This window comes from Anatilimnocola floriformis, assembly GCF_024256385.1.
GTDB lineage: Bacteria > Planctomycetota > Planctomycetia > Pirellulales > Pirellulaceae > Anatilimnocola > Anatilimnocola floriformis.
On record NZ_JAMLFW010000001.1, the window covers coordinates 1,820,177 to 1,836,235 of the forward strand.

The 16,059-nt window shown below is 58.9% G+C and carries 12 protein-coding genes; 9 read left to right on the forward strand and 3 right to left on the reverse strand.

The features are described 5' to 3' along the window. Positions 1-149: 149 nt before the first annotated feature. The 4 genes from M9Q49_RS07330 to ybeY all read left to right on the forward strand — a co-directional run bounded on the left by M9Q49_RS07330 (position 150) and on the right by ybeY (position 5,792). A complete protein-coding gene (locus M9Q49_RS07330) occupies positions 150-1,688 on the forward strand; it encodes a hypothetical protein (RefSeq protein WP_254508063.1) in 1,539 nt (512 codons plus the stop codon). Between the two features lie 330 nt (positions 1,689-2,018). Beyond that, positions 2,019-2,981 (forward strand): PhoH family protein, encoded by a 963-nt coding sequence (locus M9Q49_RS07335; RefSeq protein ID WP_254508064.1) that lies wholly within the window; start codon positions 2,019-2,021, stop codon positions 2,979-2,981. 17 nt (positions 2,982-2,998) lie between these two features. After that, positions 2,999-5,350, forward strand: coding sequence for an HD family phosphohydrolase (locus M9Q49_RS07340; RefSeq protein ID WP_254508065.1), 2,352 nt, complete (start codon positions 2,999-3,001; stop codon positions 5,348-5,350). 1 nt (position 5,351) lies between these two features. Next, positions 5,352-5,792 (forward strand): rRNA maturation RNase YbeY, encoded by a 441-nt coding sequence (ybeY, locus tag M9Q49_RS07345; protein WP_254508066.1) that lies wholly within the window; start codon positions 5,352-5,354, stop codon positions 5,790-5,792. A 13-nt stretch (positions 5,793-5,805) separates the two neighbouring features. Here ybeY and M9Q49_RS07350 read toward each other — a convergent pair whose 3' ends face one another. Together M9Q49_RS07350 and M9Q49_RS07355 are read right to left on the reverse strand one after the other, a co-directional pair. Then, positions 5,806-6,936, reverse strand: coding sequence for a hypothetical protein (locus M9Q49_RS07350; RefSeq protein WP_254508067.1), 1,131 nt, complete (start codon positions 6,934-6,936; stop codon positions 5,806-5,808). Positions 6,937-7,104: 168 nt separating this feature from the next. After that, on the reverse strand, positions 7,105-7,365 hold the full coding sequence (locus M9Q49_RS07355) for a hypothetical protein (RefSeq protein ID WP_254508068.1): 261 nt from the start codon (positions 7,363-7,365) through the stop codon (positions 7,105-7,107). Positions 7,366-7,539: 174 nt separating this feature from the next. On the opposite strand from M9Q49_RS07355, the gene M9Q49_RS07360 reads away from it, so the two are divergent. Then, entirely contained in the window at positions 7,540-8,349 is an 810-nt protein-coding gene (locus M9Q49_RS07360) for a sensor histidine kinase (RefSeq protein ID WP_254508069.1), read from the forward strand. A 4-nt stretch (positions 8,350-8,353) separates the two neighbouring features. On the opposite strand, the gene M9Q49_RS07365 is transcribed toward M9Q49_RS07360, so the two are convergent. Then, positions 8,354-9,223, reverse strand: a complete 870-nt coding sequence (locus M9Q49_RS07365) for a GGDEF domain-containing protein (protein ID WP_254508070.1) — start codon at positions 9,221-9,223, stop codon at positions 8,354-8,356. A 246-nt stretch (positions 9,224-9,469) separates the two neighbouring features. Between M9Q49_RS07365 and M9Q49_RS07370 the strand changes: the two genes are divergently transcribed. From M9Q49_RS07370 to M9Q49_RS07385, 4 genes are all read left to right on the forward strand, one after another. Then, complete coding sequence (locus M9Q49_RS07370; protein WP_254508071.1) at positions 9,470-11,833, forward strand: DUF1592 domain-containing protein; 2,364 nt, start codon at positions 9,470-9,472, stop codon at positions 11,831-11,833. Continuing rightward, positions 11,830-13,176, forward strand: a complete 1,347-nt coding sequence (locus tag M9Q49_RS07375; protein ID WP_254508072.1) for a DUF1552 domain-containing protein — start codon at positions 11,830-11,832, stop codon at positions 13,174-13,176. Before M9Q49_RS07370 ends, M9Q49_RS07375 begins: the two co-directional genes overlap by 4 nt. 68 nt (positions 13,177-13,244) lie before the next feature. Further along, positions 13,245-14,699 carry a sensor histidine kinase gene (locus M9Q49_RS07380; protein ID WP_254508073.1) on the forward strand — a complete coding sequence of 485 codons (1,455 nt, stop codon included), beginning with the start codon at positions 13,245-13,247 and terminating at the stop codon, positions 14,697-14,699. A 13-nt stretch (positions 14,700-14,712) separates the two neighbouring features. Continuing rightward, complete coding sequence (locus M9Q49_RS07385) at positions 14,713-16,053, forward strand: sigma-54-dependent transcriptional regulator (protein WP_254508074.1); 1,341 nt, start codon at positions 14,713-14,715, stop codon at positions 16,051-16,053. Positions 16,054-16,059 lie beyond the last annotated feature (6 nt).

A 16,059-nucleotide genomic window follows, 5' to 3' on the forward strand; every position in this document is an offset into this window, starting at 1 on the left:
GTTTGTAACTTCATCATTTCAGACTTCGGTATCGGCCCCATCGTAGCGAGCCGCTCGCGCGATTGCCACGCGCGAGCGGCTTCACTCGCCGCGGGCGGTGAATTAGAATCTGAGTGTCGTCGTTTCACCTCTTATCCTCAGGTTGCCTCATGAATTCCCGCCAGCTGCCACTGGGCCTGTCTATTTTGCTTGTTGTCATCGCTGCTCTCCCCGTGCGGGCTCAGTTTGCAGAGTTGACCAAGAAAATCCCGGGCTCGGCCAATGTCGCCGCGTTTGTCAACGTTGATAAGCTGATGTCGAGCCCCGCGGCCATGAAAAATGGCTGGTCGGAGAAGCGCGACAAAGCCTTCGCGAGTGGCGTGTCGTTCTTGCCGCCAGATGCGAAGTATGCCGTGCTGGCGATGGAGCTCGACGTGCAGATGTGGACTCCCATGTGGGAAGCTGCTGTCCTGGAACTCGATCACAATCCTGATACCAAGAAGATCGCCGAAATGACCGGCGGCGCGGTCGACACCATCGAAGGGCTGTCGGTTGTCGATCTTCCCAGCGATGCATACTTGGTGAAGTTCAACGGCAACACCGGCGCGTTCATGGCCCCGGCCAATCGCCAGTCGGTGGCCCGTTGGCTGCGTCAGGTGCAGGCCAAGAACGACCTGAATGTTAGCGGCTATTTGTTCGAAGCCTACAAGTACGCCAATGATCGCGGCACGCCGGTGATTCTGGCGCTCGATCTGGAAGACGCGTTTCCGCCAGGGGCCATTCAATCGCAACTAATGTCGCCCGATGCGGCCGACTTCCTGAAGAAGAACAACATCCCACTCGACAAAGCCGTCAAGCTTTGCTCGAACGTCCGCGGCATTACGCTCGGTATTACCTTTGCCGATCAACCGTACGGCAAGGTGAAGATCGACTTCAAGGATGATGTGGCGATGACTCCTGAAATGGCCAAGCTGGCCATGCTGCACGTCTTTAGCACGCACGGCGTGATGCTGAACGAATTTTATGAGTGGAAGCCCGAAGTCGAAGGCAGGTCGATCGCCCTCGAAGGCTATTTCACTCCCAGCGGCATGCGTCGCGTCGGTAGCTTGTTCAATCGTCCGCCAGCTCTGAAGATGCCCGCCTCGGCCAGCGACGTGGTGCCGAAGACCAAGCAAGAACTGATGCGCGATGCCTCGGTGAATTACTTCCACCACATCGAAGGTTATCTCAAGGATTTCCAAGAGGTGAAGACCGGCGCCCAGAGCATGGGTTCGTACGGCGTGTGGATGAACAAGTACGCTGGAAAGATCGATCAGCTGTCGGCGCTGAATGTCGATCCCGACCTGTTGAACTACGGCGCTTATGTGTCCGATACGCTGCGGCAGTCGTATAACGCGATTCGCACGGGGGCTGCCCGTTCGCGGATTCGCGAAGTGAATACGCCGATGCAGTACGACTACTACACCAATACCAATACCTGGGGCTACACCTATCGCGACGGCTGGTACGGCGGCGGCGTGGTGCCGTGGGGCAATACCTACACGACGGCAGTGCCTGATCAGCAGGCTTACATTCACGCCCGCACGGCGGTGAAGACCGAAGAGCGCGTGGAGTCGGGAACGCAGGCCCGCACGATATTCCAGGGGATCGAGAAAGCGACCGGCGACATCCGCCGCTCGATGACGACCAAGTATATGGTTGATTTCTAAGCCGCCATTCGCAGGCATTTTTGACGAACGGTCGCGGTATTTACGCTTGGTAACCGCGGCCGGCAAAACCGTCAGCACCCGCTTTCCGTGACATTCTGACGTCGCAGCGGGTAAATCCGGCAGCTTGCAAGCTTTTTCGGCTCAATAACTTGCGTCACCGCGCGCCGATCCCTGGCCCCTGCCGCAGATTACCGTTTATACTTAGGTCATGCTGCCAGTGCGGTCCCCGTAGTCCGGGCAAACGTGCTGGGCGGCAAACTCGCTGGGGCTGGCTCGAATCGTTCGGACCAGCCTTTCTCGACACCCCGGTGCGGCCCGCGCCGCTCTGCAATGATCGAACAGAATATCACTCTGGCCGACCCTAATCGGGCGCTCGCCCTCTTCGGCCCTCGCGATCAATATCTCCGTGCCCTAAAAGAAACCCTCGGTGTGACCCTCAGTCACCGCGACGGTGTTCTTCGCATTCAAGGAGAAGAGCCTGCCGTCAACAAGGCGGCGGCCATCGTCGAGCAATTGCAAACGCTGCTGAAGGAACGAGGCGAACTCGATCCAGAGACGGTCGGCGGTATTTTGGCAGCTGCTGGTGGCAAAGCCCTCGGCGTCGTCGCGCAGCCGATTGATATCATTAACGTGGCGAAGCGGATTCAACCCCGCACGGCCGGCCAGGCTCGTTACGTCGATTCGATCCGCGCACACGACATCACGTTCGCGGTCGGTCCGGCTGGCACTGGCAAAACTTATCTGGCCGTGGCTCTCGCGGTCGAAGCGCTGAAGCATCATCAGATGCGAAAGATCGTGCTCGTCCGACCCGCCGTCGAAGCCGGCGAAAGCCTCGGCTATTTGCCGGGCGATATGTTCGCCAAGATCAATCCTTACCTGCGGCCGTTGCTCGACGCGCTGACGGAGATGATTGATTACGACCAGATGAAAAAATACATGGAGCAGGACGTGATCGAAGTCGTGCCGCTCGCCTACATGCGCGGCCGCACGCTCAACGAAGCCTTCATCATTCTCGATGAAGCGCAGAACACGACCGCCTCGCAAATGAAAATGTTCCTCACTCGCATGGGTAACGGTTCAAAAATCGTGATCTCCGGCGACGTGACGCAAGTCGACTTGCCCCGCGCAAGTGCCAGCGGTTTGACCGATGCGCTGCAGCGGCTGCGCGATATTCCGGGCATCAACACGGTTCACCTCGGCAAGGGAGACATCGTGCGGCACAAGCTGGTGCAGGAAATTGTCCGGGCGTACGAGGAAGAACCGAAGTCGCCGCCCAAGAAGAGCACGCGCTAGTCGCGAATTGCCAAACCGTGTCGAACACCACCATTTCCCGACGACTCCGCAACAGTAAGATGGCAGCGCTGCCACCGGGCATGTTTGCGCGCAGCTGGGTTGTGTTGCGGCGGACCGATGTGCTGATTCGGATCGCGCTGTGTGTTTTCGCGGCGCTGGTGATGTGGGGAGTGACGCAATCTTGGGCGCCGTCCTTTTCCTATCGCACTGGCTACATTCCGAGCCGCGAAATCATCGCCCGCGTAACCTTTGAAGAAAAAGACGTCGCGGAAACTGCCAAGCAGCAAGAACAAGCCAAAGCTCAGGCAGAATATGTTTACGAGCACGATCCGCGGCCGCTGGAAGAGTTGCGGCAGGAATTGAAAAACAAAGTCTCGCAGCTCGCGAGCGTCGAAACGTATGACAAGGTCGACCAGGCGCTGTGGCGAGAGTTTTCGCCGCCGAGCGAAACCAAGACTCCGGAAACCGAGCAAAAACGCTTCGAAGCGCTGAAGGCCTACTTTGCCGCGGGGATGGATTCGGGCCGTTTTGACGATGCGGTTAAAAAAGCGTTTGCTCCACTCGAACGCAACGGCTTGATCGATGTGCTGCAACACACCGCCGCCCAAGGGAGCCAGCAAGCGATTCTCATTTTGCCAACCGGCAAGCCGAAGTGGACGCATCGTGCTCCGATCGAGGAAGTGCTGGTCAGTAAGATCAAGCCGCAATTGCAACAGCGATTGATCGAAGAGCTCAAAGTCTTCGGCGGGATGAACGACGGCAGCCTGACGGTCGCCGATTTGACGTACACCTGGCTCGATCAGCGGCTGGCAAAGTTCCGTACCCTCGCCGTGCACCAGGTCGCCTCGGAAGAAGAGAAGACTGCCGCGGCGAAGGCCGTTCTGCCTGTCATTCGCCAATACAAAGCGGGCGAAGCTCATCTGGCTCCCGCATTTGAACCTCTCGGCAACTTGCAGGTCGCGCTCCTTCGAAAGGAATACGACGCCTGGCGTAAGCAGACTGGCCTGTCGGCCAAGTTCGCGCACTCCGCTGCAACCTTCGGTATGTACTTCGCGCTCTGCACGCTTTGCGGCTTCTATATTTTGAACCGCCGTCGCAAGCTGGTCGAAGACCTCAACAAATTCACCGTGCTCTTGGGCTCGGTCGTCGTCACGGTTGTACTATGCTGGATCGCTTCCAAGGATCAGTGGCGGGCCGAAATCATTCCGCTCATGCTCTTCGGCATGACGGCGGCGATCGCTTATGAAAAAGAACTCGCGCTGCTACTGGCCGCGTCTGTGTCGCTCATCGTTTCGTTTGCGCTCGATCAGGGACTCGCGGAGTTCGTGATTCTGGTCTCGTCGGTGGCCGCCGCGATTCTGTTTCTGAAACGGATTCGTAGCCGCACGAAGCTGATCTACGTCGGCGCTATCTCCGGCCTCGTGGTCATCGCGACCACGCTCGGCGTCGGCACGCTGGTCGGTCAGGCCTTTGGCGCTACCGATGGTGCGCTGACGGTTGTCGAAGATTGGCTCCCCGAAAACTGGACCAATCGATTTTTCGTGACGCTCGGCACCGGCGCTCTCTGGTTCGGGGCGTGTTCGCTCCTCGCCAGCCTGCTGATGACCGGCCTGCTGCCGTTTATCGAACGCGTCTTTGACGTGCAGACCGACATCAGCCTGCTGGAACTCGGCGACGTGCAACATCCGCTCTTGCAGCAACTCGTTCGCCGCGCCCCGGGCACTTATAACCACTCGATCAACGTCGCTTCGATCGCCGAAACGGCCGCCGAAGCCATCGGCTGTAATGGCCTGTTGGTTCGCGTCGGTGCGTACTTTCACGACATCGGCAAAATGCTCAAGCCGGCGTACTTCGTCGAGAATCAAGGGACCGAAGGGAACCGCCACGAATTCCTGCAGCCTGCCATGAGCACGTTGGTGATCATCGCGCATGTGAAGGACGGCGCCGATCTCGCCCGCCAGCATCACCTACCCCGGACGATCATCGATTTCATCGAGCAACATCACGGCACGACGCTGGTCGAATATTTCTACCGCCGCGAAGCCAAACGGCTCGAGTCCGATCCTTCGCTGCCGGAACCCGATGAATCGACGTTCCGCTATCCTGGCCCCAAGCCGCAGACCAAAGAAACCGCCGTGCTGATGCTGGCCGATGTGGTCGAGAGCGCCAGTCGCGCCCTTTCCGACCCCACGCCGGCCCGCATCGAGAGCCTTGTGCACGATCTCGCCATGAAGCGCTTGCTCGATGGCCAGTTCGACGAATGCGGCCTCACACTGCAAGAGCTGCGCGTGCTGGAAGACAGCCTGGTGAAGTCTCTGACCGCCGTCTATCACGGCCGCGTGAAGTACCCCGAGCATCAAACGGTTTAGCGTGGTCGATAAGATCGAAATTGCCGACGAGCAGGACGCTCACGTCATCACCTACGAGCGGTTGATCACGGCAGTGCGCGAGATTCTCTTTGACGCTGGTTACACTGCCGGCGAGGTAAGCATTGCGATTGTCACCGACAGTGCGATGCACGAACTTAATCGCCAGTATCTTGAGCACGACTATCCCACCGATGTGTTGAGCTTCGTGCTGGAATCAGAAGCCGAACGGCTCGTCGGCCAGTTGATTGTCAGCGCGGATTATGCAGCCCGCGAAGCGCCGACTTTTGGTTGGACCACGGACGATGAGGTTTTGCTCTATACCATCCACGGCGCTTTGCACCTGGTGGGGCACGATGATCAAGAGCCAGAGTTAAAAGCCGAGATGCGCGAGCAGGAGAAATACTATCTCTCCAAGTTCGGCTTGAGTCCGCAGTATTCGTAACTGCTCGGCCTCGCTACTTTTTAGCCGGTGAATAGCGGCGGTTGAAGATTTCCGGATCGAACGGATCCCGCGGCTGCCATGGTTTGTGAACTGCCGTTGGCGCTGGCGTTTGGGGGGGCGAGTGGTGCCCGTGCGGCGCGGGAGTCTTGGGCGGTTCACCGAGTTTCGGTGGTGTTGTCGCATCCCAAGGAGCTGGCACTTCGGCCACGTGTTTTGTTTCTGTGGTCCGCTGCTGCATGTTTTCGCCGGGCGTGGCCCGGAGCGGGGTCGTCAGCTGGGCCGCTTGCGGATCGATCGTGGCCGGCGTCGGCGCATCTTTGCGATAGGCAAGTTGTTCGACCCAGGTCTGAAGTTCCTGTAATTGCGAACGGCTGCGGACATCCAAGGCCGCGGCCGTGCCGCCGCCGTGAGGAGCTTGTGGCTTGTTGAGTAGCGCGCTGTTCGCCGGTTCATCGCGATCGACGAACTGTAGCACCGCATACAGATTGCGCTGCGTAAACTTCTGGGCGGAACCAATTCCCGCCGGAGGACGCAGCAGAACCAATTCACTCGTCGAGTTCGCGCCGTGGCAGTGGCTCGTCGCGCAGCGATTGTTCAAGATCGGTTGCACGATCGTCGAAAACCGCTCCAACGCCCCCTTAGGCAGCTCGCGCAACGTCTTTTCGAGTTGCTCCCCACTCACGATCGTCGAATTGGCCGACTTGGCCTTGATCGGCGCGGGCGCTTGCGTGGCAAGCTGCAAACGGCGGTCGATCCCTTCCAATCGCTTGTTGTCGGGTTCGGTGGCGAGCGCGAGTGACAGTTGCTCGGCGCATTGGCGATGCAGATTATGTCGCAGGCTCCATTCGGCCAGATCGAGGTGTGGCCCGGCGCCATCGCCCGACAATCGCCGCAACTTATAGTCATATGCGCCTTCGATATCGGCGCACTGCGTTTCGACTTCCTTAGCTGCGATCTTTACTTCGCCGCCGATGCCGAACGTGACAATGTAGTTGTCGCCAGCCCGTGTGATCTGTCCTTGCAGCATGTGTCCATTGCGCAGCAACAGCAGTCCCGCCTGAGGAGTCAGGCTGGTGAATTCCTGCGCGACCGACAACGCCGGGAGCAGCAGAATCAACAGAATGGTGCGACGACAAAATGACATACGGCGCGGAGATTAGAGATTGGCCGCAAGTGGGTCAAGAGAAATCAAACAAAATTTACAGCGTTGCAACGCCAGCACTTGCCGCCATGGGATGAAAGCGCGGAAGTGCAATCGCGAGTAAATATCACGCGTTGCCGACTTGCTAATTCAAGAACGATCTTCCGTGCACTACGCAGCCTGGCGAATGCCCAGCAGCGGCTGCAATGGCAGCGGCAATTTCGCCGCATGAATGGCCGGATCCTGCGACAAAGCTGCGGCTAATTGATCGAGTTGTTCGACGGCCGAAAGGGCCAGATCGAGAAAGATATGTCGTCGGCCGCCGAATTCGCACACGCCGCCACCGGTCCCGCCGAGCCATTCTTGCCGCACGCTGTAACCGAGTTCTTCGGCCAGACGGATCATTCGTTCGCGCATTTCGACGGTGTGCATGGCTGCCTCCTTGCAGCGATTTCTCTCTTAGTTCACGGCGGATTGTAACCCGTCAAAGTCATGCGAGCCAGTTCGATTCGTCGATAAGACAACGTCCCTATTCGGCCCTGGCAAATTTCTTGTCATCAACCGGGCAATCCAGGCGAACTGCATCAGATCGAGGGCTTCGTGAGCATGACCAGCTCGTCCCGCACCGTGACACCGTCAGCAACGCTAGCAGACGAAAACGCCGATCTCCGGCGGCAGGTAGCTGTGCTCGAGGAGCAGCTCCTCCAGGCCCAGAAGCTGACTTCGTTGGGCGAGTTGATGAGCACGACGACGCACGAGTTCAACAACATTCTGATGACGGTGATGAACTACGCGCGCATGGGCATGCGTCATAAGGACGAACCGACGCGCGACAAAGCTCTGGACAAAATCTACAACGCCGCGACTCGCGCTGCGAAGATCACCAGCAGCGTACTTGGCATGGCCCGCAACCGCACGATCTCATTTGCGCCGACGGAACTGCCGCAGCTGATCGAAGAAACCATGACGCTCCTCGAACGCGAGATGAGCAAGTATCGCATCGCTGTCGAACTTCAAATCGGCGCTGCGCCGCCGGTGTGGGCCGTGGGAAATCAGCTGCAGCAGATCCTGCTTAACCTGATGATTAATGCCCGCCAGGCCATGCCCAACGGCGGTCAGTTGATCGTGCGCGTGGAACACGACACCGCGACGAACATGGTCGACTTGACCGTGCGCGACAGCGGCAGCGGTATTCCCGCCGACAAGCTGCGGCAGATTTTCGATCCTTTCTTCACCACCAAGACCGGCCCCGATGAAACGGGCAAAGGTGGCACTGGCCTTGGCCTGGCCGCGTGCAAGCGCATCGTCGAGGCTCACCGCGGTCGCATCCGCGTCGAAAGCACCGTCGGCCGCGGCACGGCCATCACCATCAAACTGCCAACCTCGCCGCCGGCTGCGAATACCAACGCGGCCTGATCTTTCATTCGACAGTTGGCCACGATTGATTACCGCCGGCGGCCTTGGCGCGGCGGAGCTGTTCATCGGCGTTGCGAAAGGCAGCGGGCTGAGTGTCGTCCTGCGGTTGGTCAAGCACCGCCCAGCCAGCGCTGAGAGTGACCGAACGCGGTGCGTTGAGCCCGGCAGCGCTGCGGATTTGCTCGACGGTTGCGGCCACTCGGTTACTCGGCACGGCGGAAAGTATCAACGCAAACTCATCGCCACCCCAGCGAAACACAAAGTCGCCGCGGCGGACAGCGGCTGAGAGTCGCTCGGCTACGCTGATGAGCTGCTGATCGGCCAGGGCATGGCCGAAGTCATCGTTCCAGCGTTTGAAGTTGTCGATGTCGAGTAAGGCGATGACGGTCGCATGGCCGTTGCCCGCGGCAATGTGGGCCGGCGTGTTTTGCAGTTGCTGCCACATTTCATCCCAAGCCCGGCGGTTGGCCAGGCCGGTGAGCGAATCCGTCGCGGCTGCTTGCCGCAGAAGTCGTTGTTGTCTTTGTTCGCGGAGCAGTTGTCGCCGCTGCGCCACGATCTGGCCGAGCAATCGACAAGCGAGCACGATCTCGCGCGACGTGGCATCGGCCGGAAGTTGTACATCGGCGGGAGCAGTCTGGCCGATCAGGACAACGCCGATTTCACCCCGCTCCAAGCGTTGCACCGGCAGGTTCAACCGCTGTGGATCGACTGGTTGATCCGACAAAATGACGTGGATGTCGTCGAGCGTCAGATTCTCTGAAAGCTCCAGCGGAGCCAGCGCATCGATCCCCGCCGAACCGAGCGTGTTCCGCCAGGCCGCGAGTTTCGCGGTGTTATTCGAGACGAGCAGGATTGGCCGGGATCGACTCATGAGCGGGTTGGCCCGACTTTCGCCGAAGTGGATGCGAGTTGCCGCAAGGATTCAGCTCGAATTTTAGCGAGAAATGCCGCAACATTCTGCTAGAATAATGGTTGAAACAGAAACTCCCTCCACGGCTTCGTAAGCCGGACAATTGGTCCGTCCGCGAAGCGGGTGCCGAGCTTGGTCGTCTACGCTCGCTGCCCTTCGACGGACCGATGGTTCGTACTACTTTTTGAGCAAGGAATCGGTTCGCGCATGCCTCGACGGAATCCATATTTCGCCCTCTGGATCTGCCTGGCATTTTTCCCTGCGCTGGCCGTCGCACAAGCTCCGGCCAAACTCACGCCCGCACAAGCTGCCGCGGCCGCTGAACAAAGTTACCGAGCGCAGGTCGTGCCGTTTTTGAAGCAGTATTGCCTCGAGTGCCATACGACCAAGAAGCCCGACGAAGAGATTCAATTCGAAAAGTTCAAGGACGCCCCTTCGGTCGTTGCCAATGCGAAGATCTGGCAAAAAGTCCTGGAGATGCTGAACTCCTCGGCGATGCCACCCGATGACAAGCCGCAACCCAGCGACGCGCAGCGGAAGCAGGTCATCGCCTGGATCGAAAAGACGATCTACAACCTCGATTGCGACGGCACGCCCGATCCGGGCCGAGTGACCATCCGCCGCTTGAACCGCGCGGAATACAACAATACGATTCGCGACTTGCTCGGCGTCACGTTCCGACCCGCTGATGATTTCCCTTCGGACGACGTCGGCAGCGGTTTCGACAATCAGGGAGATGTTCTCTCGCTGCCGCCGCTCCTGTTTGAAAAGTATCTCTCGGCGGCCGAAAAAATCTCTCATTCGGCGATCATCGCTAACTCTGCCTCGCTCGTGAAAACGCAGAAGATGGGTCGCAAGCTGGAAGCGGTCGGCGGCAAGTGGGAACGGGGCGAACACGGCTGGGGACTCTATTCCAACGGCGGTGTGAAGGGCTCGTTCGATATCGAGAAGCCCGGCGAGTACACGCTGCGAGTGATCGCCGGCGCGCAGAACATCAATCGCGAAGACGCCGAGATGGAACTTCGCCGCGGCGACAAAGTCTTGAAGAAGTTTGAGGTCCACGCGCCGCACGACAAGCAGAAGGGCTACGAATTCAAACTCAAGTTGCCCAAAGGCAAGCTCGAACTATCAGCGCACTTCACCAACGACTTCTACGACGAGAAGGCAACCGATCCGAAAAAGAAGGATCGCAACTTGTATGTCACCTCGCTTGAGGTGCAGGGGCCACTCGAAGTTGCCGAGAGCGACTATCCGGAATCGCACCGCAAGTTGATCGTTACTAAACCTGCTGGCGGCGTCACTCCCGCGCAAGCCGCCTTGGCGAATCTGCGGCCTCTCATGCAGCGGGCGTTTCGTCGCAAAGTCAGCGAGCAAGAAATCCTGCCCTTCGCCGAACTCGCCGCGCAAGCGGTAAAGGATGGCGAGTCGTTCGAAGCCGGCATGCAGATCTCGCTGCAAGCGGTGCTCGTCTCGCCTCATTTTCTCTTTCGCCTGGAGCGCGATGCGCAGCCGAACAACCCGCAGCAGATTCACGACATCGGTTCGTACGAACTGGCGACCCGGCTGTCGTATTTTCTCTGGAGCAGTCTGCCTGACGACGAACTTTTCATCCTCGCTAACCAAGGCAAGCTCAATCAGCCCGATGTGCTGAAGCAACAAGTCCGCCGCATGTTGCAAGATCCAAGGGCCGAAGCGCTGACGCAGAACTTCGCGCTGCAATGGCTCAACTTGCGGATGCTCGATACGACTTCGCCCGATCCCAAAGTCTTTCAGGGTTTCGATGACAAACTAAAAGCCGACATGCGGCGCGAAACCGAGATGTTTTTCAATACCATGGTCAAAGAAGATCGGAGCATCGTCGATTTTTTGAATGGCGACTTTACCTATCTCAACGAACGATTGGCGAAGCACTACGGATTAGAGGACAAAGCGAAGTTCAACGGCGATGAGTTCATTCGCGTGAGCCTGGCCGGTTCGCCCCGCCGCGGCGTTTTGTCGCAGGCCAGCGTGCTGACACTGACATCGAATCCGGGGCGAACTTCACCGGTCAAACGGGGAAAATGGATCCTGGAAAATATCCTGGGTGCTCCGCCGCCGGATCCGCCAGCCGATGTGCCACAGCTCGATGCCACGCAGAAGGCCAAGCCGAACCTTTCGCTACGCCAGCAACTTGAACTTCACCGCCAAAACGCGGTTTGTGCTTCTTGTCATAAGACTATGGACGCTCTAGGCTTCGGGTTAGAGAACTTCGATGCCGTGGGCCGCTGGCGCGACAAAGATGGCAAGGATGCAATCGATTCGTCGGGCGTCCTGCCGAACGGCGACAAGTTCCGCGGCCCTAGCGAACTGACTGGAGTGCTGGTGCAGCGAAAGCAGGAGTTCGCCCGCTGCTTTACCGAAAAAATGATGGTGTACGCGCTCGGCCGGGGTTTGGCTCCGTATGACCGTTGTGCCGCCGACGAAATTGTGAAGGTTGCCGGACAGGAACAATTCAAAATATCCGCCGTGGTGACGCAGATCGTGCTCAGCGATCCGTTCCGCCGCCGCCGGGGTGATGGAGGGAAACCATGAGCGAATTCAAGGCGACATTTGGCGTGAATCGACGGACGGTGCTGAAAGGGCTTGGCTGCACGCTGGGCCTGCCGTTGCTCGAAGCGATGTTCCCCAGTTCGTCGTTCGGCGCGCCCAAGACAAAAGCTCCGGTGCGGATGGGTATCGTCTTCTTTCCCAACGGCGCCATCATGCCGGCTTGGAAGCCGAAGGAAACCGGCACCAGTTATGAGATGCCCGAAACGCTCACGGAACTCGAAGCCGTGCGTAAGGACATCTCGATCATCACCGGCTTGGCCCAGGACAATGGCCGCGCCAAAGGAGACGGCCCGGGCGATCACGCGCGCTCGGCAGCCTCGTTCCTCACCGGCGCTCATCCGTTCAAGACCACGGCTGCAAACATCAAGGTCGGCATGTCGGTCGATCAAGCTGCAGCCATGAAGGCAGGCGAGTTCACCCGTCTGCCGTCACTGGAAATTGGCATCGAACGAGGTCGCGACGCCGGCGGCTGCGATAGCGGTTACTCGTGCGCTTACAGCAACAACATCAGCTGGAAGAGCGAATCGACGCCGATGGCCAAGGAGATCAATCCGCGAGCCGCGTTCGAGCGCCTGTTTGGCAGCAAGGAACAAACGGCTGACATGGCCAAGCGGAATAAGGTCCGCAAAAGCATTCTCGACGTCGTCGGGGCGCAAGCCGCCTCGCTGCGTAAAGATCTGGGCCAAACCGATCAGCACAAGATCGAAGAGTTCTTTACCAGCGTGCGCGAGATTGAACTCCGCATTCAACGGGCCGAAAAACAAGCCGCCCAAGCGCCGCCCGATTTCAAAACGCCAGAAAGCGCCCCGAGTGATCTGCGCGAGCACATCCGCCTGATGTACGACTTGCTGGCCATCGCTTTTCAAACCGACACGACCCGCGTCGCCACCTTCATGCTCGCCAACGAAGGGAGCAATCGTTCCTATCGCAGCGTGGGTGTAAACAGCGGCCATCACGAGTTGTCGCATCACCAGAATGACAAAGAGAAGATTGATCAGATCAAAAAGATCGATCGCTTTCTTGCCGATGAGTTTGCTCGCTTCGTGAAGAACCTCAAGGACATCAAGGAAGGAAGCGGCTCGCTCCTCGACAACTGCATGATCCTGTACAGCAGCGGTCTCAGCGACGGCAATCGTCATCGCCACGATGACTTGCCGGTGGTCCTCGCCGGTCGCGGTGGTGGCAGCCTCAAGGTCGGCCAGCACTTCGATACGAAGCGCGAGATTCCGATGAATAACCTGTTCCTGTCGATGCTCGATCGGATGGACGCCGGCATCACCGCCTTGGGCGATAGCAACGGACGGCTGACGATGATCGATTCGTAACTAATTTTGCCGTAATCATTCCACGGCAAGGACTGTCGTTCCCGCAGCCAATCAACTGAATCAGCCGCATGCCGTCTTCGACTCCTTATTACCAACCGGTTTCGCCAGCTCAGCGGGAAAACGATCAGCGCGTCTTTCGCTGGATGGCAGCCGCTTATCTGGGCGTCGGCGCGACGCTCTGCTTCGTGCTTGGCGTTGCGATCTGGGGTGTTTATCACGACTTGAGCCAGGTCCGAGTAACCTATCTCAGCGTCGAAATGAACCGGCTTCGGACGCACGCTTCGCGCACAGCGGCGCTTATTCAGGATGAACTCCATAAGGAGGACAAAAAGTCGCTTGATGAACTGGAAAATGACTTGTTTCTGCGGAATCATTGGGAACGCTACGTCATTCCCGATCGCTCGCGCGTCTATGCGGCCGTGGTGGGGACAAACAACATCATCATCAAGCACAGCGACAAGTCGCGCGAAGGCAAGCCGCTGGAAAGTGTCTGGTACGACCGCCCCGTACTCGAAGCGGGTGAAGACGTCGTCGAGACGCACTCGCAAGCGCTGGCCGGCGGCGTGCCGGGTTACAACGTCAACTCGCCGATCTACGTCAACAACGTTTTGATCGGTACCTATCACTCCGCGCTTCGCAAGGACTCGGTGGAAAAAGCCGTCGTCGATCGGCAGTCGCCGACCAAACGAATCTGGACCTATCTCCTCACTCTCATCGGCCTGATCGTTGCCATTTCTGGCGGTTCGCTGTTTTTCATCAGCCGGCGGATGGTCATGCTGCACGAATCGGTCAAGCTGACCCGCGCCCGTCGTTTTGCGGAACTCGGCCAACTGATGGCTGGCATCGTGCACGAAATTCGCAACCCGCTGAACGCCATGCGATTGAATCTGCATGTCCTCTCCCGCCGCCAGGAACTCAACGAGCCCGCCCCGGAAGAACATGGCGAGATTATTCGCGAGACGAATTACGAAATCGAGCGAGTCGAAGGGCTCCTCCGGATCCTGCTCGGTTATGCCCGCCCCGATAATCCTCGCAATGAGATTCTCGACGTCCGCTCTGAGGTGCAAGCCACGCTGATGTTTCTGCGGCCTTTGCTCGAGCGGGCCGAGATTCTGGTCAAGGCAACGTTCCCCGAGCAGCCCGCGCTCGTCGTGATGGATCGCGATCGCTTTCGGCAGATCCTGCTGAACCTGATCAACAACGCCCGCGAAGCCATGGACATCGGCGGCTGCATTCAGATTCAAGTGAAGTTACTCGGCGAGAAGGTCGAAGTCGTCGTTGCCGACGATGGCCCTGGCGTGCCATCGTCGCATCGCGAACGGATTTTCGAACCATTCTTTTCTACCAAAGAATTAGGTACCGGCCTCGGCTTGGCCATCGTCCGCCGCTTTGTCGAGGAAGGCGGCGGTTCCATCACTTGCGAATCCAATCAGGCTCAGGGCGCGTTGTTCCGCCTGCGGTTCGTCGCCAGTCAAACTGACCCGGTCCCCACGAACTCTGCACTTTCACCTCCTGCCAAATAGCAAAGGATCTCTCTTGGCCAGTGCAAGCAACAGTGCAATCCAATCACGAATTTTGATTGTCGAAGATGATGACAGCGAGCGCGAGGCCCTCGCCCGCGTGCTGCGGTTGGAGGGGTACGCCGTAATCTCGGCCCGTTCGATTGCCGAGGCCTTTGAATTGTCGGTCGACGGCGCCGATCTGGTCATCAGCGATCTATGTCTCAAACGCGAATCGGGCATCGATCTGCTGCGTCGTTGGAAATCGCGTCAGCCCAACGGTCCATTTTTGCTCGCTACCGCCTTCGGCACGATCCAGACGGCCATCGACGCGATCAAGCTCGGCGCCGACGACTTTTTGATCAAGCCCGTCGATCCCGTTGCTCTATTGGAACTTGTCAAGCGCTTGCTGCTCCGCCGCAAGCCCAGCCTGCTCGCGCCCGAAACGCCCAGCCTGGCTGCCATCGTCGGCAAGTCGCCGGCAGTCGAAGAAATTCGGCAGAACATTCGCCGCGCCGCGGCCACCAACAGCACTGTGCTGATCATGGGCGAATCGGGGACCGGCAAGGAATTGGTTGCCCGCGCGATTCACGCCTCGAGCCCACGCTCGGGCAGTCCGCTGATCGTGATCAACATGGCAGCCGTCCCCGAAACGCTGGTCGAGAGCGAACTCTTCGGTCATGCGAAGGGCGCCTTCACCAGCGCCGTGCAAACTCGCGTCGGCCGTTTTGAGCAAGCCAATCACGGCACGCTGTTCATCGACGAAATCGGCGACTTCCCGCTCCACATGCAACCGAAGTTGCTGCGCGTGGTCGAGGACGGCCTCGTGTCGCCCCTCGGCAGTGAGATGGATATCCAAGTCGATGTTCGCCTCGTCGCCGCAACCAGCCGACCGCTGCTGAAGCTCGTGCGCGGTGGTGAATTTCGCGAGGATCTTTACTATCGCTTGAATGTCATCGCCATCGATCTGCCGCCCCTCCGGCAGCGCCGCGAAGACATCAGGCCGCTTGTCGAGCACTTCCTGAAGCAACTCGCGGCCAACCCCGCGATCGTGACCCACCAGGTCGCGCCCGATTTGATGCAGCGGCTCGAGAATCTCCCGTGGCCTGGCAACATTCGCCAACTTCGCAATTGCCTGGAGCGAATGTGCGTGATGAGCCAATCCGAGGAACTCACTGTCGCCGATCTGCCGAACGACGTCGCCGAAGAAACGCCAATTCCGTCGGGCGATTTGCGAACCATGGAGCGATCTGCCATCATCGATACGCTCCGCCGCTTCGACGGCAACCGCACTCGCGCCGCCGAAGCCCTCGGCATTTCCGTCCGCACCTTGCAGCGGCGGTTGCGCGATTGGGGCGACATCGATGTAGCCGAATAACCTCAG

What these genes read in the sequence shown, in the direction of transcription:
- M9Q49_RS07330 (WP_254508063.1), top strand. Translation starts at nt 150, where the DNA reads ATGAATTCCCGCCAGCTGCCACTGGGCCTGTCTATTTTGCTTGTTGTC.
- M9Q49_RS07335 (WP_254508064.1), top strand. Translation starts at nt 2,019, where the DNA reads ATGATCGAACAGAATATCACTCTGGCCGACCCTAATCGGGCGCTCGCC.
- M9Q49_RS07350 (WP_254508067.1), bottom strand. Translation starts at nt 6,936, where the DNA reads ATGTCATTTTGTCGTCGCACCATTCTGTTGATTCTGCTGCTCCCGGCG.
- M9Q49_RS07355 (WP_254508068.1), bottom strand. Translation starts at nt 7,365, where the DNA reads ATGCACACCGTCGAAATGCGCGAACGAATGATCCGTCTGGCCGAAGAA.
- M9Q49_RS07360 (WP_254508069.1), top strand. Translation starts at nt 7,540, where the DNA reads ATGACCAGCTCGTCCCGCACCGTGACACCGTCAGCAACGCTAGCAGAC.
- M9Q49_RS07365 (WP_254508070.1), bottom strand. Translation starts at nt 9,223, where the DNA reads ATGAGTCGATCCCGGCCAATCCTGCTCGTCTCGAATAACACCGCGAAA.
- M9Q49_RS07370 (WP_254508071.1), top strand. Translation starts at nt 9,470, where the DNA reads ATGCCTCGACGGAATCCATATTTCGCCCTCTGGATCTGCCTGGCATTT.
- M9Q49_RS07375 (WP_254508072.1), top strand. Translation starts at nt 11,830, where the DNA reads ATGAGCGAATTCAAGGCGACATTTGGCGTGAATCGACGGACGGTGCTG.
- M9Q49_RS07380 (WP_254508073.1), top strand. Translation starts at nt 13,245, where the DNA reads ATGCCGTCTTCGACTCCTTATTACCAACCGGTTTCGCCAGCTCAGCGG.